Consider the following 17,489-nt stretch of genomic DNA (forward strand, 5'->3'; position numbering starts at 1 on the left):
GAAAAATCATGAAAACCCGTATCCATGGGGTGGCGCCGTTGCTGGCGCTTGCGACCTGTCTCGTCGCCGCTCCGGCCCATGCCGAAAGCGCCGATTCGACCATCATCGTCACCGCGCCCACCGCCACCGACGCCGCCGAGGCGCGCGCAGCCCAGACGCCCGGCGGCACCGACGTCGTCTCCTATGACGATTATGCCGACAAGTCGGTCGTGTCCTTGCGCGACACGCTCGCCTTCTCGCCCGGCGTCTATCTCCAGCCGCGTTACGGGCAGGAGGTCCGCCTGTCGGTTCGCGGCTCGGGCCTCTCGCGCGGCTTCCACATGCGCGGGCTCACGCTGTTGCAGGACGGGGTGCCGATCAACCTCGCCGACGACAATGGCGATTTCCAGGAACTCGAGCCGATCTTCTTCGACCATCTCGAAGTCTATCGTGGCGCCAATGCGCTCCGCTTCGGGTCGGGTACGCTGGGCGGTGCAATCAACGGCGTGACCCCGACGGGGCGCACCGCGCAGGGGATTTACCTTCGCGGCGACGTCGGCAGCTTCGACAGCGCGCGCGGGCTGATTTCGGCGGGTGTAGCGAGCGACCGCGTCGATGCGTGGGGCGCGATCAGCGCCGATACGTCGGACGGCGACCGCGATCATGCCAAACGCCGCAGCCAGCGCTTTCAAGGCAATGTTGGAATGCGTTTCAGCGACGTGGTGAACACGCGCTTCTACGCCAGCGTCAATCATATCCGGCAGGAAATTCCCGGCGCACTGACGATGGCGGAGGCTCTGTCGACCCCGCGCAAGGCCAACGCTGGCGCGGTCGCGGGCGATCAGGCGCGCGACATCGACTCGCTGCGCCTCCAGAACCGCACAAGCTTCGATTGGGGCGCCTTCACGCTCGACGTCGGCGGCTTCGTCAACGCCAAGTCGCTCCACCACCCGATCTTCCAGCTCATCGACCAGAAGTCGGTCGATGTGGGCGGCTTCTTCCGCGCCGACTATGCGACTGGCCCGGTCGAGGTCACGCTGGGCGGCGAAATCCGCCGTGGCAGCACCGATGCGCGCCAGTTCGTCAACACCGGCGGACGGCGCGGCGCGCTGACCTTCGACGCCGACCAGAAAGCGCAGACCGCGACGCTCTATGGCGAAATCCGCGTGCGACCGGTCGAGGCGCTAACGTTGATTGCGGGCGGCGTTTACGCCGACGGCTGGCGCAAGCGGACCGTCAATTTTTCGAGCACCCCGGCGAACGACGGCCGGATCGACTTCGACGCCTTCTCGCCCAAATTCGGCCTGCTGTTCGAGCCCGCTGCCGATATCCAGTTCTTCGCCAACTACAGCCGCTCGGCCGAATTCCCCGGTTTCGGCGAAGTCTTCCAGACGATCGGCACCCCGCCGACGAGCACGGTGGTTTCGGATATCCGCCCGCAACGCGCCTGGACCGCCGAGGTCGGCACGCGCGGCAAGCTTGGCTTCGCGCGCTGGGATATCGCCGTCTACCGCTCGACGCTGAAGGGCGAATTGCTCCAGTTCACGACCAACGCCAACATTCCCGCGGCAACCTTCAACGCCGACCGCACGCTCCATCAGGGTGTGGAGGCAGGATTGGATCTGGCACCGGCAGACTGGCTACGGCTGCGGCAGGTCTATACCTACAACGACTTCCGTTTCCGGGGTGACGCGCAGTTCGGCGACAACCGCCTGCCGGTCGTTCCGAAACACGCCTATCGCGCCGAGCTGCGGATCGGCAGCGATGCGCTCCATATCGCGCCGAACCTCGAATGGGTTCCCGACGGTCCCTTTGCCGATTACCGCAATCAGGTCCGCACCCCCGGTTATGCGCTGATCGGCGTCAACGGCGGCGCGACGATCGCCGACGGAATCGACGCCTTTGTCGATGTCCGCAATATCACGGGCAAGAAGGCGATCGGCGATATCAGCGCGGCAATCACGGTAACGCCGACCTCGGCGATCTACTACCCGGTCGAGCGCCGCGCGGTCTCCGCGGGCATTCGCGCGCGCTTATAGGAGGGCAGGGGATGGCCGACAGCAACCGGGTTCCGCTCTATCGCACGATCTGGCGCTGGCATTTCTATGCCGGGCTGTTCGTCATCCCCTTCATCCTTCTCCTGTCGGCGACGGGCGCGGCCTATCTGTTCAAGCCCGAGCTCGACCGATGGGAGGAACGCGGGTGGCGCGGCCTGCCGGCGGCGGGCGCGGTCGACGCCGATGCGCAAGTTGCCGCCGCGCTCGCGGCCAATCCGGGTGCCAGCTTTCATTATTACCGCATCCCCGAGGTGACGGGGGATGCGGCGATCGTCCATATCGGCCTGCCGGGCGGCGCCATGCGCGACATCGCCGTTTCACCCCAAGGCAAGGTTATCGGCGCCGCCGACCCCGAGCAGCGCATCTCGGCGTGGCTCTCGCGCATCCACGGCACGCTGCTGATCGGTCGCATCGGCCGTCTGCTCGTCGAACTCGCCGCAAGCTGGGCGATCGTGATGATCCTGACCGGTCTCTATCTCTGGTGGCCGCGCGGACGAGGCGCGGCCGGCGTGCTCTGGCCGCGCATCTCGCTCGGCGGCCAGGCGGCGCTACGTGATCTCCACGCCGTCACCGGCTTCTGGGTGTCGGGCCTGGCGCTGATCCTGCTCTTCACCGCGTTGCCGTGGACCGAGGTATGGGCGAGCGGTTTTCGCACGCTACGTGCCGAAATGGGTTGGGTCTCCGGAGTGCAGGACTGGAAGGGCGGCGCCGACCCGCACGCAGCGCACGACCATCATGCGATAGCAAAGTCCGCGCCCGCCGGACCGCCTCCGCAAGCGCGTCTCGAATATATCGTGCTCCGCGCCCGCAGCGAACATATGCCCGCCCCCGCGATCATCCAGCCGCCGGGCGCACCCAATGCCTTCGGTCCGCCCAACGGCAATGTCTGGACGCTCACGACGCTCACGCAGAACCGTCCGCAGGTGCGCAAGGTGAGCTACGACCCCGAAACGAGCCTCGAGGTGTCGCGTAGCGGCTTTGCCGAGAAACACGCTATCGACCGCGCGGTCGGCTACGGCATTGCGTGGCATGAAGGGCAGCTCTTCGGCCTCGCCAACCAGTTGATCGGGGTCGCGACCGCGCTTGCGCTCTTCACCCTCGCGATCTCGGGGTTCCTGATGTGGCGGCGCCGGAAACCCGAAGATGCGCTTGGCGCGCCGCCGCAGCCACGCGACCCCGCAAAGCTCAGGGCCGTCGCCGCGCTGATCCTGATCCTCGCCGCGCTCCTCCCCATGCTCGCCGCCTCGTTGATCCTCCTCTGGATCGTCGAGCGATTAATCCTTCCGCGCCTTCCGCGGATCGCAGGCTGGCTCGGCGTTGCGGCGAAGGCCCCGGCGCGCCTATAGGTTGCGCATGACCCGCGCCCTCCACCTGCTGATCGCGTTCATCGCGCTCCTCCTCGCACCTACCGCCTTCGCGCAGGAACGCGGCCCGGTGGTGCTCGCGGCGGCAAGCCTGCAGGAATCGCTGACCGAAGCGGCGAATGCGTGGGCGGCGAAGGGGCACGCCAAACCCGTCCTCTCCTTTGCTGCCTCGTCGGCGCTCGCGCGGCAGGTCATGGCGGGTGCCCCCGCCGACCTCTTCCTCTCGGCCGACGAGGAGTGGATGGACGCGGTCGCAAAGGCCGGCCTTCTTCGCGCGGGCACCCGCACGACCCTGCTCGGCAACCGCCTCGTGCTGATCGCCCCCGCATCGAGCAAGGTCCGCCTGACCCCGGCGCGCGGTTTCGCACTCGCCAAGGCGCTCGGCACCGGCCGGCTCGCGCTCGCCGATCCCGACGCGGTGCCCGCGGGCAAATATGCCAAGGCCGCGCTGACGCATCTCGGCGTCTGGGCCGGCGTCGCGGCCAAGGTCGCCCCCGCCGAGAATGTCCGCGCGGCGATGGCGCTCGTCGAACGCGGCGCCGCGCCGCTCGGCATCGTCTACGCGACCGACGCGCGCGCGTCGAAAGCCGTGCGCGTCGTTGGCACCTTCCCCGCATCGAGCCACCCGCCGATCCGCTACCCCGTCGCGCTGCTGAAAGCGTCGCGGAGCAGGGACGCCGCGGGCTTCCGCGCTTTCCTCCTTTCGAAACAAGGCCGCGCCATCTTCGCGCGCCACGGCTTCTCGGCGCCTTAGGGTCAGGTCCGGCTTGTGACGCGGTCGAGGTTTGAAGCGATTTTGTTCAGGGCAAGGAAGCGAGGCGAAGGCATATGAATATATTCCAAGACTCGCTGACGCAGCCATGGACAAAATCGATCAAATCCCGGAGGGACGCCGAAATGGCTTCGATCTCTGGCCCGCGCGGCCTGGCAGATGGAGCCACCATCCGCGGCGGCCGCTCGATCCTGATATCTTCGCCATTTCGACGCCTCGACCGCGTCACAAGCCGGACCTGACCCTCTATGCTCTCACCCGAGGAATGGGGGATCGTCGCGCTGTCGCTGAAGGTCGGCGGCGTCGCGGTGCTTGCCACGCTTCCTATTGCCTTTGCGCTCGCGTGGATTCTCGCGCGCCATCGCTTCCCCGGCCGCGTCGTCCTCGACGCGCTCGTCCATTTGCCGCTCGTCCTGCCGCCCGTCGTCACCGGCTGGCTGCTGCTCATCGCCTTCGGCCCGTTCGGCCCCATTGGCCGCTGGCTCGAAAGCTGGTTCGGGGTGAGTTTGATGTTCCGATGGACCGGCGCCGCGCTCGCCGCGGCGATCATGGCGCTGCCGCTGATGGTGCGCGCCATGCGGCTGTCGATCGAGGGGGTCGACCGGCGGCTCGAGGGCGCGGCGCGCACGCTCGGCGCGAGCCCCTGGCACAGTTTCTGGACGATCAGCCTGCCGCTCGCGCTTCCCGGCATCCTCGCCGCGCTCGTGCTCGGCTTCGCGCGCTCGATCGGCGAGTTCGGCGCGACGATCACCTTCGTCTCGAACATCCCGGGCGAAACACGCACCTTGCCGCTCGCCATCTATTCGGCGCTGCAGGTGCCGGGCGGCGAGGCGATGGTGACGCGCCTGGCGCTCCTCTCGGTCGCGCTCTCGCTCGGTGCGCTGATACTGTCCGAATGGCTCGTGCGCCGCACCCACGGCGAAAGGCAGCGTCATGGCGATTGATATCGACGTCGCCAGGCGCCTCGGCGACCGCAGCATCGCAGCGCGCTTCACCGCGGGTCCCGGCCTGACCGCCCTGTTCGGCCCATCGGGTGCGGGCAAGACGAGCGTGCTCAACATGGTCGCGGGACTGCTGAGGCCCGACCGGGGGCATATCCGTATCGGCGACCGTACGCTGTTCGATGGCGCCACCGACCTGCCGCCCGAGGCGCGCCGCGTCGGTTATGTCTTTCAGGACGGGCGGCTCTTCCCGCACCGCCGCGTCCGCGCAAACCTCACCTACGGCCATGACATTGTACCAGCCGCGAACCGTTGGATGACTCTCGACGAGGCGGTGCAATTCCTCGGCATCGGGCACCTCCTCGATCGCTGGCCGCACAGCCTGTCGGGGGGCGAGGCGCAGCGCGTCGCGATCGGCCGCGCTTTGCTGGCAGGACCCGAAATCCTGCTGATGGACGAACCCCTGTCGTCGCTCGACACCGCGCGGCGCGGCGATATCATGGTGGTGATCGAGCGGATTCGCGACGAACTCAAACTGCCGATCCTCTATGTCAGCCACGACCGTGCCGAGATCGACCGGCTCGCGACCTCGGTCGTGGAGATTGGCGAATAAAGTTTCACATGAAACCACTTTGATGATAGAAGCCTGTTCATGGAAAGCCAATTTACCCATGTCCATGACACGCCGCCGCCGGGTGCCGCGGCCGACTGGACGATTCCGCAGAATTGGGACGCCTTCACCGCCGACGAGCATGCGATGTGGGACCGCCTCTTCGCGCGCCAGTCGGACATGCTCCCCGGCCGCGCCGCCGACGCCTTTCTGCGCGGGATCGACGTGCTGCGCCTCGAAAAGCCCGGCATCCCCGATTATCGCGAGCTCAACGCGCGGCTGATGGCCGCGACGGGGTGGCAGGTGATCGCGGTGCCGGGGCTCGTTCCCGACGAGGTGTTTTTCGATCATCTCGCGAATCGGCGCTTTCCTGCGGGCAATTTCATCCGCACCCCCGAACAGCTCGATTATCTGCAGGAACCCGACGTCTTTCACGACGTCTTCGGCCATGTCCCGATGCTCGCCGACCCGGTGTTCGCCGACTATATGGTCGCGTACGGCGAAGGCGGGCTGCGCAGCCTGAAGTTCGACGCGCTCAAACAGCTCGCGCGGCTCTATTGGTACACTGTCGAATTCGGCCTGATCCGCGAGGCCGGCGGCCTGCGCATCTATGGTGCTGGGATCGTCTCCTCCTTTGCCGAAAGCGTCTTCGCGCTCGATTCGGACAGCCCGAACCGCATCGGCTTCGACCTCGCGCGCGTGATGCGTACCGATTACCGGATCGACGATTTCCAGCAGAATTATTTCGTCATCGACAGCCTTGATCAGCTGCTCGACACGACGGTGAACACCGATTTTGCGCCGCTCTATGTCAAAAATGCCGCGCTGCCGCCGATTCCGATCGCCGATATATTGCCCGAGGATCAGGTGATCACGCGCGGCACGCAGGATTATGCGGCGGCGAAAGCCTGACCTCCTTCCCGCTTGCCGGGAGGGCTGCCAACACGGTCACCAGCTGCCGAAGCTTGCATCCGACGGGCTCGCGCGGTGGAACGCGCGTTCCTTGCGGCGCCAGCCGTAGCGGCGGCGTTTTACCAGCAACAGGCACGGCCATTCGGCGCTGCCACCGCGCGCGGCGAGGCGAAAGCCCTGCGCGCGGTAGGCGGCGAGCACGGGCTCCATCTGGCGCGCGATCAGCCCGGCGAGGATCGCGTGGCCGCCCGGTGCGGTCGCGGCGGCGATATCGGGGGCGAGGGTGATCAGCGGTCCGGCAAGGATATTCGCTATGACCAGGTCATAGGGGGCGCGGTGCTTGATCGACGGGTGATTGGTTCCCGGTGCCACCGCGAGCGCGAGCCGCCCGCCGCCACGCCCCAATGGCACGCCGTTAATCTCCGCATTGTCGCGCGTCACGAAAATGCTCGCGGGATCGATGTCCGACGCGATCGTCTTCGCGCGCGGCCACAGCGCCATCGCGGCGAAGGCGAGCAATCCGGTGCCGGTGCCAATGTCGGCGATATTGCGCGGGCTCGCCCCTTGCCGTGCAAGCTGGTCGAGCATCGACAGGCAGCCCGCGGTCGTGTCGTGCCCGCCGGTGCCGAACGCCTGGCTCGCGTCGATCAGGAAGGGGGTGCTGCCCGCGGGCACGCGGTCGGCATAGCTGCTCGTGTGGACGAAAAAGCGCCCCGCCTGCACGGGCTCCAGCCCCTGCTGGCTCAGCGTTACCCAATCCTCTTCGGGCAGTTCCGCGACGACGGGCTTCTTGCCTTTCGCGCTCGGCACGAACGACTGCAGCAGTTTGAGCAGCGCTGTCCCGGGCTTGTCGTCCATATAGGCATCGAGCTGCCACAGCCCGGCATCCTCGTCGATCTCGCGCGTCACGACAACCGGCGCCTCGGGCGAGGCGTCGAGTTCGGGAATTTCGCCCGACAGCGCTTCGGCTTCGTCGCGGGTGCAGGGGAGGGAGACGATCCAGCTCATTTAGCGCACATAGCTTGCGCCGTTGACGTCGAGCACCGCACCAGTCATCGACGCGGGGGCATCGAGCGCGCACCAGCGCGCCATTTCGCCGACTTCGTCGGGCATTGCGACGCGGCCCAGCGGAATGTCGGCGAGCAATTTATCGTCGCGGCGGCTCGACAGATATTCCTCGGCCATGCCCGTCATCGTGAAACCGGGGCAGATCGCAAAGGCAAGGATGCCGTCCTTCGCATAGGCGCGTGCGATCGTTTTGGTCATCGCGACCATGCCCGATTTCGACGCCGCATAATGCCAGTGCGCGGGACTGTCGCCGCGATAGGCGGCGCGGCTTGCGATATTGACGATGCGGCCGGGAGCGCCGCGTTCGTGCCAGTGCAGCACCGCGTGGCGGCAGAGTTGCGCGCTCGCGGTCAGATTGACCTGCATCGTGCGGTTCCAGCTGGCGAGCCAGTCGGCGTTGGGGTCGCCCAGCGGGTTTGCCTCGAACACGCCGGCATTGTTGACGAGCACGTCGATGCGGCCGTCGAGCCTATCGAGGCTTGCCTGCCACAGCCGGTCGGGCGTCGCGGGATCGGACAGGTCGCCGTCGGCGCTCGACAGCGCGACAACCTGGGTCGCACCGGCGGTGAGGGCCTCGGCGATCGCGGCGCCGATGCCGCGGCTCGCCCCGGTGATCAGGATATGCGTGCTCATGCCTCCGCCTTAGAGGCATGGATTACGCTACGCTAGACTGTTCCCCGGCGAAAGCCGGGGTCCATCGCGGGAGGAGCTGGGCCCCGGCTTTCGCCGGGGAACATCCAGTTCAGGCCACCCGGCGGCTGAATTCGCTCGCGGCCTGTTCCAGCTGCTGCAACCGGCCGCCCATCTTGCCGAATTCCTGGCTCAGCACGCTGATCTCGTTTGCGACCATGCCCGAATCGTTGCGGATGCTCGCGATCGTCGACGACATGCTGTCGGCGGCGAGTGCGGTTTCGTCGACCGCCGCGGTGATCGAGGTCACCGTCTGCGCCTGCGCGTCCATCGCGTCGCGGATGCGCTGCGCCGAGGTCTGCACCTCGACGATCGTCGCCTGGATCGACTCGTTGGCGCTCACCGACCCGCGCGTCGCCTGCTGGATCGCGGTGATCTTGCCCGCGATATCGTCGGTCGCGCGCGCGGTTTCGTTGGCGAGGCTCTTCACCTCCTGCGCGACGACGGCAAAGCCGCGCCCCGATTCGCCCGCACGCGCCGCTTCGATCGTGGCGTTGAGGGCGAGGAGGTTGGTCTGGCCCGCGATCTCGCGGATCAGGCCCAAAATGGACTCGATCGATTCGGCATGGTGCGACAGCGTCGCCGACATCGCGACGGCTTCGCCCGCCTGTTCCGATGCGCGCGTCGCGACGCTGGCCGAGGCTTCGACTTCGCTGCGCGCATCCTCGATTGCGCGGATCAGGCCCGCGGCGGTCGATGCGGCTTCGCGCATCGCCATCGCCGATTGTTCGGAGGCGGCGGCGACTTCGCTGGTCTTGGCGATCATGCCCTTCGCCGCCTGGTCGGCCGAGGCCGCCTGCTTGGCGAGCTGTTCGCGCACCCCATCGGTGTCCTGCACCAGCGACGCGATCGAGCGGTCGAAATCGCCCGCGAGCGCCTGCCGCTCGCTCGAAAAGACCGCGCGGTCGAGTTTGTTCGCGTAGCGCTGCATGATGTCGAATTCGAGCAGCGCGAGGCGGTTCACCGCGCTCGTCAGCCGCGCCAGCCGTTCGGCGTCGCCGAAACAGGCCTCGACGACATATTCGATCGTCAGCCGCTGGCTTTCGGCGATGCACGACATCACCGATGCGAGCGGCAGCTTCACGCGCCGCGCCATATGGGCATTCTGGCACGCGATTGTCGCGACCTCCTGGCCCGCGGCGTCGGCATATTTGGCCACGGTGTGGCGCGCGCTGCCGCGGACATAGGATTCGAAAAGCTCACCCTCGACGCGGCGGTCGACGCTGGGCAGCGTGTTGAACGCGTCCCAATAGGCTTTGGCGATTGCTTCCTCGCGCCCGGCGATGATGCTGTGAATTTCCGCGGCATTGGCGACAAGGCGCCCGTCGAGGTCGTAAAAGGAAAAGCGATCGGCCATCGGCACCGGATCGATCTGCTGCTTATGAATCGGATTTTCCTTCACCATGATCTTGGCTTCCCTGATCGACCCAAAAGGCGCGCGGGTCTGCCGCCCGCATGCGTCCCATGAAACTGGTGAACGGGATATGCGGTAGAAATGGTAAAAGCGGTGTTAACTCGCTGCTGGAACCGGATAGCCCACAAATGCCTTGATCGTGCGCAGCGCAAAGGCGCTGTGCATCGCCGCAACCCCGGGCAGGCGCGACAGGCAGTGGCGGTGCAGCCGGTCGAAATCGGCGACGTTGCGCGCCGCGACGCGCAGCCGGTAATCCGACGCCCCCGACAGCAATTGGCATTCGAGGATCTCGTCGAAACTCTTCACCGCGCTCTCGAACGCGGTCAGCGCCTCCTCGCTCTGCGACGTCAGGCTGATGTCGACGAACACGTCGAGCCCCAGCCCGATGCTCTCGGGATTCAGCCGGGCGGTGTAGCCGGTGATGATCCCCGCCGCCTCCAGCGCGCGGATACGCCGGTGGCATGCCGATGCCGACAGCCCGACGATCTCCCCCAGCTCGGCGGCAGGGCGCGGGCCATGTCGTTGCAGCAAGTCGAGCAGCTTTGTGTCGATCCGATCAATCATATTGCGCCCTTGGTCCATTTCACGCAAAATTTGTGCAATAGTCTCGCGAATCCGCGAGGGATATGCAAGCACCTCGCACCTGTTTTCTGCTAAAAGCGCCGACAAGTTTTCGGCGGCAATAATCGATCGCCGATGACACCCATATTCGGAGAGCGACCATGATCATCGGCACCCCCAAGGAAATCAAGAATCACGAATATCGCGTCGGCCTGACCCCCGAGAGCGCGCGCGAACTCGTCGTTCACGGCCACCGCGTGCTGGTGCAGACCGGCGCGGGCGAGGGGATCGGCGCGCACGACCGTTTCTACATCGAGGCGGGCGCCGAAATCGTCCAGAGTGCCGAAGAGATTTTCGCGACCTGCGAAATGGTCGTAAAGGTCAAGGAACCGCAGCCCGTCGAGCGCGCGATGCTGCGCCCCGGGCAGATCCTTTACACCTATCTCCACCTCGCGCCCGATCCCGACCAGACGCGCGACCTGATGGCGTCGGGCGCGGTGTGCATCGCCTATGAAACCGTCACCAGCCCGCACGGCGGCCTGCCGCTGCTGAAGCCGATGAGTCAGGTCGCGGGGCGCATGTCGATCCAGGCGGGTGCGACCGCGCTCGAAAAGGCGCACGGCGGCCGCGGCGTGCTGCTCGGCGGCGTGCCCGGCGTGGCGCCGGGCAAGATCTGCGTGATCGGCGGCGGCGTCGTCGGCTTCAACGCGGCGCAGATGGCGGCGGGCCTCGGCGCCGACGTTACCATCCTCGACCGCGACCCCGAAGTGCTCGAACGCGTCGGCACTTTCTTCGAGGCGCGCGCCAAGACGCGGTTCTCGAACCGCGCCAACCTCGCCGAATGCGTCGCCGAGGCCGATCTCGTCATCGGCGCGGTGCTGATCCCGGGTGCCGAGGCGCCGAAGCTCGTCACGCGCGAGATGCTCGGCACGATGCGCCCCGGCTCGGTTCTCGTCGACGTCGCGATCGACCAGGGCGGCTGCTTCGAAACCAGCCACGCGACGACCCATGCCGACCCGACGTACGTCGTCGACGGCATCGTCCATTATGCGGTCGCGAACATGCCCGGCGCGGTCGCGCGCACCAGCACCTATGCGCTCAATAATGTCACGCTGCCGCACGCGCTGCGCATCGCCGACCTCGGCTGGAAAGAGGCTTTGAAGCGCGACGTGCATCTTGCGCAGGGTTTGAACGTTTGGAATGGTAAGGTGACGTTCGAGGCCGTAGCCGAAGCGATCGGAACCGATTATGTGCCTGTTGATCAGGCGCTCGCCTGACGACAAGGACAAGAGAGACGATGACCGACCAAGTGCCACCTCCCCCGCCGCACGACGACGAGCAGGAAGAAAATGAAGTGCTGCGCGCCGCGCGCGAGCGCCAGCAGCAGCGCGAAGCCGCCGAGGCGGCGCAGGCGGCCGATGAGGAAGCGGCCAAGGGCAAGCGCGGCTGGAAGACCGCGGCGGCCGCGGGCCTCGGCATCGGCTCGGCCGCTGTGATCGCGGCCTTGCTCTATGCGAACCGCGGCAAGATCAAGTGACGCATGCCCCCGTGCTCGCTGCCGGGCCGGGGGCTCCCTGATGCGGATGATCACCGCCCTTTGCGCTGCCGCCGCCGGGTTCGCCGGGTTCCAGCCGACGGTCGCGGCGCCCGCGCCTGCTTTTCCATGGACCGCTCCGGCGACGACGCAGGTCGTCACCGAGGAACGCCGTTTCAGGAGCGGCGACACCGAACTGTCGGGAACGCTCATCCTGCCGGCGAGCACCAAGCCGGTGGCGGCGGTCGTCGTGACGCACAGCGCGTCGTCGCCGCTTCGCGGCGCGTCGCTTTACGACCATCTCAAGACCGCCTTGCCGGCGCTCGGAATCGCGGTTTTCGTCTATGACCGGCGCGGTTCGGGCCAGTCGGGCACGAAGACCGCCGGCGGCGATTTCGCCGTCCTCGCCGACGATGCCATTGCCGCGGCGCAGAGCCTGAAGCGCGATCCGCGCATCGACGCGAAACGCATCGGAACCTGGGGGCTGAGCCAGGGCGGCTGGATATCGCCGCTGGCGGCGTCGCGCAGCCCCGATATCGCCTTTGTGATCGCGGTATCGGCGCCGGTCGTCACCGCCGACGTGCAGATGCTCTTCTCCTCGACCAACCATCTGAGGGCGAACGGCCATTCGCAGGCCGAGATCGACCAGATGACCGCGACGCGAAAGGCGGTCGACGATTATATGCGCGGAACCGGCAGCCGCGAAGCCGCGCAGAAAATGATCGACGCGGCCAAGACGCAGCCGTGGTTCAAATATACCTATATGGGCGAAACGATCCGCGACCGCGCGGTTTCGGGCTGGCGCCGCGAGATCGAGAATGATCCGCTGAAGAATCTGTCGGCGGTCAGCGTGCCGACGCTCGTCCTGTACGGCGCCGACGATGCGGTGGTGCCGGTCGCCGTCTCGGTCGAGCGCCTGAAGGCGGTCGCGGCGCAGATGCCGAAACTGACGGTGCACAGCATCGCGGGCGCCGATCACGCGATGCAGATGTCGGCCGATCAGAAAATCTCGCTCGATCCCAAGCACGACGGCACCGAACGACCGGATTCGTCCGAATATATGGCTATCCTTGCAAGCTGGCTCGCGCTCAACGGGTATGTGACGCGCTGAATATCGCGAAAGACGGCGATTTTTTTGCCTATGCTCCTAAGCAATTGCATATCGCGGCGGGAAGGCTTAACCGGCACCGCATCGACCGTTTAGAGTCAAGACAGGGCTGATATGGCTGGCAACGAACCGAGTGCGCGTCCGCGCTCCCCGCATTTGCAGGTATATAAATGGACCCCCGCGATGGCGGTCTCGATCCTTCATCGCGCGAGCGGTGACGGTCTCGCGATCGTCGGTGCGTGCATGTTCCTCTGGTGGCTTGGCGCGCTCGCGGCCGGTCCCGACGCTTATGCCGCATTCCTCGCCTGCGTCTGGCACGATCCCAGCCCGGAGATCGGCATCGTTCACCAGATCACCAATATCGTCGGCAAGGTCGTACTTGTCGGCCTGACCTGGGCCTTTTTCCAGCATCTCTTTTCGGGGCTGCGCCACTTCGTGCTCGATACGGGTGCGGGTTACGAACTGAAGACCAACAAGCTGTGGTCGATCGCCGTGATCACCGCGGGCGTGCTCGCGACCGCCGCGACCTGGCTCTATATCATGGCGGGGGCACTCTGATGGGCAATGGCACGCATCTCGGCAAGGTCCGCGGGCTCGGCTCGTCGGGGCATGGCTCGCACCACTGGCTGCAACAGCGGCTGACCGCACTCGCCAACATCCTTCTCGTCGGCTTCCTGTTCGTTTCGCTGGTCCGTCTGCCGCTCGGCGATCATGCTGCGGTGCTGCGCTGGGCATCGAACCCCACCGCCGCGCTCGCGCTGATCCTGATGGTGGTCAGCGTCTTCTGGCACCTGCGGCTTGGCCTGACGGTACTGATCGAGGACTATGTCCACGGCGAGGCGACGCGCCTGCTGTCGCTCGTCCTTCTCAACTTCTACGCGATCGGCGGCGCCGCTTACGGCATTTTCGCCATTGTCCGTATCGTGCTTGCGCCCGCCACCGGGCTCGCTCCGGGGGGCATGTAAGATGACCGACGCCTACAAGATCATCGATCATATCTATGACACCGTCGTCGTCGGTGCCGGTGGCTCGGGCCTGCGCGCCACGATGGGCAGCGCCGAAGCCGGCCTCAAGACCGCGTGCATCACCAAGGTGTTCCCCACGCGCAGCCACACCGTCGCGGCGCAGGGCGGCATCGCCGCTTCGCTCGGCAACAATTCGCCCGACCATTGGCAATGGCATATGTACGACACCGTCAAGGGGTCCGACTGGCTCGGCGACCAGGACGCGATCGAATATATGGTGCGCGAAGCGCCGAACGCGGTCTACGAGCTCGAGCATGCCGGCGTGCCGTTTTCGCGCAACGCCGACGGCACCATCTACCAGCGCCCCTTTGGCGGCCATATGCAGAATATGGGCGAAGGCCCGCCGGTGCAGCGCACCGCCGCCGCGGCCGACCGCACGGGTCATGCGATGCTGCACGCGCTCTATCAGCAGTCGCTGAAATATGACGCCGACTTCTTCGTCGAATATTTCGCGCTCGACCTGATCATGGAAAATGGCGCCTGCCGCGGCGTCATCGCGATGTGCCTCGAAGATGGCAGCATCCACCGCTTCCGCAGCCAGGCCGTCGTGCTCGCGACGGGGGGCTACGGCCGCTGCTATTTCACCGCCACGTCAGCCCACACCTGCACCGGTGACGGCGGCGGCATGGTGCTGCGCGCCGGCCTGCCTTTGCAGGACATGGAATTCGTTCAGTTCCACCCGACCGGCATCTACGGGGCCGGCGTCCTCATCACCGAGGGTGCGCGCGGCGAGGGCGGCTATTTGACGAACTCCGAAGGCGAGCGTTTCATGGAACGCTATGCCCCCTCGGCAAAGGATCTCGCGTCGCGCGACGTCGTGTCGCGTTCGATGGCGCTCGAAATCCGCGAAGGCCGCGGCGTCGGCGCGGACAACGACCATATCTATCTGCACCTCGACCATATCGATCCCGCGGTGCTGGCCGAGCGCCTGCCCGGCATCACCGAGAGCGGCAAGATTTTCGCGGGCGTCGACCTGACGCGCCAGCCGCTCCCCGTCGTGCCGACCGTCCATTACAATATGGGCGGCATCCCCTGTAACTATCACGGCGAAGTCGTGACCTTGGGCAAGGATGGCCCCGACACCGTCGTCCCCGGACTGTTCGCGGTCGGCGAAGCCGCGTGCGTGTCTGTCCATGGCGCGAACCGTCTCGGCTCGAACAGCCTGATCGACCTCGTCGTCTTCGGCCGCGCGACCGGCCATCGCCTCAAGGAAATCCTGAAGCCCGGCGCCGCACAGGCTGCGCTGCCCAAGGACAGCGCCGACCTGGCACTCAGCCGCCTCGATCATTTCCGCAATGCCAATGGCGGCTCGCCAACCGCGGAAATCCGTACCGAGATGCAGCGCGCGATGTCGGCCCATGCCGCGGTGTTCCGCACCGACGAACTGATGGCGGAGGGCAAGGAAAAGCTCACCAAGACCTATCAGCGGATGAACGACGTCCATGTCACCGACCGCAGCCTGATCTGGAACACCGACCTCATCGAAACGCTCGAGCTCGACAACCTCATCGCGCAGGCGACGGTGACGATGCATTCGGCGTTCAACCGCAAGGAAAGCCGCGGCGCCCACGCGCACGAAGATTTCCCGAACCGCGACGACGCGAACTGGATGAAGCACACGATCAGCTGGTTCGACGGCTGGGGCGGCAAGGGCGGCGGCGTCCGCCTCGATTACCGCCCGGTCCACGAATATACGCTGTCGGACGACGTCGAATATATCAAGCCGAAGGCGCGCGTTTACTGATCGGTTTTAGCGGATAAGCGGGGTCGCGAGCGATCGCGGCCCCGTTCGTTCGATTATCGGCCTGTCATTCGCCGAACAGGCTGCGCACCGGGTTGATGTCGGAAAAGGGCACATCGACGTCGTTGCCCATGATCCACAATTTCTGGCACGCGATGGCAAAGAACATCACGGCGATCGTCCAGACGATAAAGGTCTTGCGGGCGATCCAGCGGCGCTCGGCCTCTTCGGCCCTGGCGCGGGCCTTATAGTCGATACCCAGCTCGCCTTCGAATTCGGCGACAAGCTGTGCGCGGCGGGTACGCGAAATATTCGCGATACTCGCGTCTCCCTCTTCGCTTGTCGATCGGCGTTTTGCCATGATCCACCTTGGCCCAGCTAGTCCTGCTCGTAGCTATAGCGCCCAGCTCCTGCCAATTGGTTAACCCGGTACTATCGGCTCGTCGCAATCCCGATCAATTTGATGCGCGCGCTCGCCCCGCGAAGCAGCGTCAAATCGCGCGGCGGGCGGCCGAGCGCCGCGGCGAGCAGGCGCAGCACCGCGTCGTTCGCGGCGCCGTCGGCGGGCGGGGACGTAACGCGGATATGCACGGTTTCGCCCTCGACCCGAATCTCGTCGTGCCGCGCGCCGGGCGTGACCCGCACTGCAATCCGTCCCGATGCGGCGCGTGCGCTGAGCGCTTCGGTCAGCGCCGGGTCGGGCCGATATTTCAGACGGTGACGACCAGCTTGCCGACCGCCGTCCGGTCGCCGAGCTTGGCGATCGCCTTGCCGCCGTCGGCGAGGGCAAAGCTCTCGGTCACCCGCGGCTTGATCTTGCCCTGTTCCCACAGCTGGAACAGTCGCGCGATATTGGCGCGGTTGCGCGCGGGTTCGCGGGCCACAAAAGCGCCCCAGAACACGCCCGCGACGTCGCAGCTCTTGAGCAAAGTGAGGTTGAGCGGCAGGCGCGGAATGCCCGCGGGGAAACCGACGACGAGGTAGCGGCCTTCCCACGCGATCGAACGCAGCGCGGGCTCGGCATAATCGCCGCCGACCGCGTCATAGATGACGTTCGCGCCATTCGGGCCAACGGCTTCCTTGAACTTGTTCGCCAGCTCCTTCGACTGGTCCTTGTCGAACGGCTGGCGACCATAGACGACGACCTCGTCGGCGCCCGCCTGACGCGCGATGTCGGCCTTTTCCTTGCTCGACACGCCGGCGACGACGCGCGCGCCGAAGGCCTTGCCCAGCTCGACCGCGGCGATGCCGACGCCGCCCGATGCGCCGAGCACCAGCAAGGTGTCGCCTTCCTCGATATGCCCGCGATCGACGAGCGCATGGATGCTGGTGCCATAGGTCATCAGCAGCGAGGCGCCCGCGGCGAAATCATGCGCTTCGGGCAGGTGATAGACATTGTGCACCGACACCGCGACGGCTTCGGACATGCCGCCATTGCCGCAGCCCGCGATCACACGGTCGCCGACCTTGAACTCGGTCACGCCCTCGCCGACCTCGGCAACGAGCCCCGCGACTTCGCCGCCGGGGGCGAAGGGGCGTTCGGGGCGGAACTGATATTTATCTTCGATGATCAGCACGTCGGGGAAGTTGACCGCGCAGGCCTTCACATCGATCACGATCTGGCCCTTGCCCGCGGTCGGGCGCGGCAATTCGCCCAATGTGAGCGTTTCGGGGCCGCCGGTTGCGGTCGACAAGAGAGCCTTCATCATCTTC

Annotated in this window: 19 protein-coding genes; 12 read left to right on the forward strand and 7 right to left on the reverse strand. The window is 66.3% G+C overall.

Translation table 11 applies throughout. The features are described from left to right. Positions 1 to 8: 8 nt before the first annotated feature. From V8J55_RS08800 to phhA, 6 genes are all read left to right on the forward strand, one after another. Positions 9 to 2,018, forward strand: a complete 2,010-nt coding sequence (locus V8J55_RS08800) for a TonB-dependent receptor family protein (RefSeq protein ID WP_336445245.1) — start codon at positions 9 to 11, stop codon at positions 2,016 to 2,018. Between the two features lie 11 nt (positions 2,019 to 2,029). Next, positions 2,030 to 3,382: a PepSY-associated TM helix domain-containing protein gene (locus tag V8J55_RS08805; RefSeq protein WP_336445246.1), complete on the forward strand. Its 1,353-nt coding sequence runs from the start codon at positions 2,030 to 2,032 to the stop codon at positions 3,380 to 3,382. A 7-nt stretch (positions 3,383 to 3,389) separates the two neighbouring features. Next, positions 3,390 to 4,154: a molybdate ABC transporter substrate-binding protein gene (gene modA, locus V8J55_RS08810; RefSeq protein WP_336445247.1), complete on the forward strand. Its 765-nt coding sequence runs from the start codon at positions 3,390 to 3,392 to the stop codon at positions 4,152 to 4,154. Between the two features lie 266 nt (positions 4,155 to 4,420). Continuing rightward, a complete protein-coding gene (modB, locus tag V8J55_RS08815; protein ID WP_336445248.1) occupies positions 4,421 to 5,116 on the forward strand; it encodes a molybdate ABC transporter permease subunit in 696 nt (231 codons plus the stop codon). Then, entirely contained in the window at positions 5,106 to 5,726 is a 621-nt protein-coding gene (locus V8J55_RS08820) for a molybdenum ABC transporter ATP-binding protein (RefSeq protein WP_336445250.1), read from the forward strand. Before modB ends, V8J55_RS08820 begins: the two co-directional genes overlap by 11 nt. Positions 5,727 to 5,765: 39 nt before the next feature. After that, positions 5,766 to 6,635, forward strand: a complete 870-nt coding sequence (gene phhA, locus V8J55_RS08825; protein ID WP_336445251.1) for a phenylalanine 4-monooxygenase — start codon at positions 5,766 to 5,768, stop codon at positions 6,633 to 6,635. Between the two features lie 36 nt (positions 6,636 to 6,671). On the opposite strand, the gene V8J55_RS08830 is transcribed toward phhA, so the two are convergent. The 4 genes from V8J55_RS08830 to V8J55_RS08845 form a co-directional block, all read right to left on the reverse strand. Continuing rightward, positions 6,672 to 7,643 carry a 50S ribosomal protein L11 methyltransferase gene (locus V8J55_RS08830; RefSeq protein ID WP_336445252.1) on the reverse strand — a complete coding sequence of 324 codons (972 nt, stop codon included), beginning with the start codon at positions 7,641 to 7,643 and terminating at the stop codon, positions 6,672 to 6,674. Continuing rightward, positions 7,644 to 8,336: an SDR family NAD(P)-dependent oxidoreductase gene (locus tag V8J55_RS08835; RefSeq protein ID WP_336445253.1), complete on the reverse strand. Its 693-nt coding sequence runs from the start codon at positions 8,334 to 8,336 to the stop codon at positions 7,644 to 7,646. Between the two features lie 109 nt (positions 8,337 to 8,445). Continuing rightward, positions 8,446 to 9,798: a methyl-accepting chemotaxis protein gene (locus tag V8J55_RS08840; RefSeq protein WP_336445254.1), complete on the reverse strand. Its 1,353-nt coding sequence runs from the start codon at positions 9,796 to 9,798 to the stop codon at positions 8,446 to 8,448. Between the two features lie 105 nt (positions 9,799 to 9,903). Further along, positions 9,904 to 10,371 (reverse strand): Lrp/AsnC family transcriptional regulator, encoded by a 468-nt coding sequence (locus V8J55_RS08845; RefSeq protein ID WP_336445255.1) that lies wholly within the window; start codon positions 10,369 to 10,371, stop codon positions 9,904 to 9,906. 158 nt (positions 10,372 to 10,529) lie between these two features. Between V8J55_RS08845 and ald the strand changes: the two genes are divergently transcribed. The 6 genes from ald (at position 10,530) to sdhA (ending at position 15,779) form a co-directional block, all read left to right on the forward strand. Then, positions 10,530 to 11,645 carry an alanine dehydrogenase gene (gene ald, locus V8J55_RS08850; protein ID WP_336445256.1) on the forward strand — a complete coding sequence of 372 codons (1,116 nt, stop codon included), beginning with the start codon at positions 10,530 to 10,532 and terminating at the stop codon, positions 11,643 to 11,645. Between the two features lie 20 nt (positions 11,646 to 11,665). Further along, a complete protein-coding gene (locus V8J55_RS08855) occupies positions 11,666 to 11,905 on the forward strand; it encodes a hypothetical protein (RefSeq protein WP_336445257.1) in 240 nt (79 codons plus the stop codon). Between the two features lie 40 nt (positions 11,906 to 11,945). Next, positions 11,946 to 13,013, forward strand: a complete 1,068-nt coding sequence (locus V8J55_RS08860) for an alpha/beta hydrolase family protein (protein ID WP_336445258.1) — start codon at positions 11,946 to 11,948, stop codon at positions 13,011 to 13,013. Positions 13,014 to 13,193: 180 nt separating this feature from the next. Then, positions 13,194 to 13,568: a succinate dehydrogenase, cytochrome b556 subunit gene (sdhC, locus tag V8J55_RS08865; protein ID WP_443030794.1), complete on the forward strand. Its 375-nt coding sequence runs from the start codon at positions 13,194 to 13,196 to the stop codon at positions 13,566 to 13,568. After that, positions 13,568 to 13,975: a succinate dehydrogenase, hydrophobic membrane anchor protein gene (gene sdhD / locus V8J55_RS08870; protein ID WP_336445260.1), complete on the forward strand. Its 408-nt coding sequence runs from the start codon at positions 13,568 to 13,570 to the stop codon at positions 13,973 to 13,975. Before sdhC ends, sdhD begins: the two co-directional genes overlap by 1 nt. 1 nt (position 13,976) lies before the next feature. Further along, entirely contained in the window at positions 13,977 to 15,779 is a 1,803-nt protein-coding gene (gene sdhA / locus V8J55_RS08875) for a succinate dehydrogenase flavoprotein subunit (protein ID WP_336445261.1), read from the forward strand. A gap of 64 nt (positions 15,780 to 15,843) precedes the next feature. Here sdhA and V8J55_RS08880 read toward each other — a convergent pair whose 3' ends face one another. The 3 genes from V8J55_RS08880 to V8J55_RS08890 all read right to left on the reverse strand — a co-directional run bounded on the left by V8J55_RS08880 (position 15,844) and on the right by V8J55_RS08890 (position 17,482). Next, positions 15,844 to 16,137, reverse strand: coding sequence for a hypothetical protein (locus V8J55_RS08880; protein WP_058539654.1), 294 nt, complete (start codon positions 16,135 to 16,137; stop codon positions 15,844 to 15,846). 71 nt (positions 16,138 to 16,208) lie between these two features. Beyond that, on the reverse strand, positions 16,209 to 16,421 hold the full coding sequence (locus tag V8J55_RS08885; RefSeq protein WP_294048670.1) for a DUF167 domain-containing protein: 213 nt from the start codon (positions 16,419 to 16,421) through the stop codon (positions 16,209 to 16,211). Positions 16,422 to 16,486: 65 nt separating this feature from the next. Beyond that, the gene (locus V8J55_RS08890) at positions 16,487 to 17,482 is read right to left on the reverse strand and encodes an NADPH:quinone oxidoreductase family protein (RefSeq protein ID WP_336445262.1); all 996 of its coding nucleotides are present in this window, start codon (positions 17,480 to 17,482) and stop codon (positions 16,487 to 16,489) included. Between the last annotated feature and the right edge of the window lie 7 nt (positions 17,483 to 17,489).

The organism is Sphingopyxis sp. CCNWLW2 (assembly GCF_037095755.1).
Classification (GTDB): domain Bacteria; phylum Pseudomonadota; class Alphaproteobacteria; order Sphingomonadales; family Sphingomonadaceae; genus Sphingopyxis.

Excerpts from the sequence above, each read along its gene's own strand:
- sdhC (WP_443030794.1), top strand. The coding sequence starts at position 13,194 with ATGGCGGTCTCGATCCTTCATCGCGCGAGCGGTGACGGTCTCGCGATC.
- V8J55_RS08835 (WP_336445253.1), bottom strand. The coding sequence starts at position 8,336 with ATGAGCACGCATATCCTGATCACCGGGGCGAGCCGCGGCATCGGCGCC.
- V8J55_RS08890 (WP_336445262.1), bottom strand. The coding sequence starts at position 17,482 with ATGAAGGCTCTCTTGTCGACCGCAACCGGCGGCCCCGAAACGCTCACA.
- V8J55_RS08830 (WP_336445252.1), bottom strand. The coding sequence starts at position 7,643 with ATGAGCTGGATCGTCTCCCTCCCCTGCACCCGCGACGAAGCCGAAGCG.
- phhA (WP_336445251.1), top strand. The coding sequence starts at position 5,766 with ATGGAAAGCCAATTTACCCATGTCCATGACACGCCGCCGCCGGGTGCC.
- V8J55_RS08845 (WP_336445255.1), bottom strand. The coding sequence starts at position 10,371 with ATGATTGATCGGATCGACACAAAGCTGCTCGACTTGCTGCAACGACAT.
- V8J55_RS08820 (WP_336445250.1), top strand. The coding sequence starts at position 5,106 with ATGGCGATTGATATCGACGTCGCCAGGCGCCTCGGCGACCGCAGCATC.
- ald (WP_336445256.1), top strand. The coding sequence starts at position 10,530 with ATGATCATCGGCACCCCCAAGGAAATCAAGAATCACGAATATCGCGTC.
- V8J55_RS08880 (WP_058539654.1), bottom strand. The coding sequence starts at position 16,137 with ATGGCAAAACGCCGATCGACAAGCGAAGAGGGAGACGCGAGTATCGCG.
- sdhA (WP_336445261.1), top strand. The coding sequence starts at position 13,977 with ATGACCGACGCCTACAAGATCATCGATCATATCTATGACACCGTCGTC.
- modA (WP_336445247.1), top strand. The coding sequence starts at position 3,390 with ATGACCCGCGCCCTCCACCTGCTGATCGCGTTCATCGCGCTCCTCCTC.
- sdhD (WP_336445260.1), top strand. The coding sequence starts at position 13,568 with ATGGGCAATGGCACGCATCTCGGCAAGGTCCGCGGGCTCGGCTCGTCG.
- V8J55_RS08860 (WP_336445258.1), top strand. The coding sequence starts at position 11,946 with ATGCGGATGATCACCGCCCTTTGCGCTGCCGCCGCCGGGTTCGCCGGG.
- modB (WP_336445248.1), top strand. The coding sequence starts at position 4,421 with ATGCTCTCACCCGAGGAATGGGGGATCGTCGCGCTGTCGCTGAAGGTC.
- V8J55_RS08855 (WP_336445257.1), top strand. The coding sequence starts at position 11,666 with ATGACCGACCAAGTGCCACCTCCCCCGCCGCACGACGACGAGCAGGAA.
- V8J55_RS08840 (WP_336445254.1), bottom strand. The coding sequence starts at position 9,798 with ATGGTGAAGGAAAATCCGATTCATAAGCAGCAGATCGATCCGGTGCCG.
- V8J55_RS08805 (WP_336445246.1), top strand. The coding sequence starts at position 2,030 with ATGGCCGACAGCAACCGGGTTCCGCTCTATCGCACGATCTGGCGCTGG.
- V8J55_RS08800 (WP_336445245.1), top strand. The coding sequence starts at position 9 with ATGAAAACCCGTATCCATGGGGTGGCGCCGTTGCTGGCGCTTGCGACC.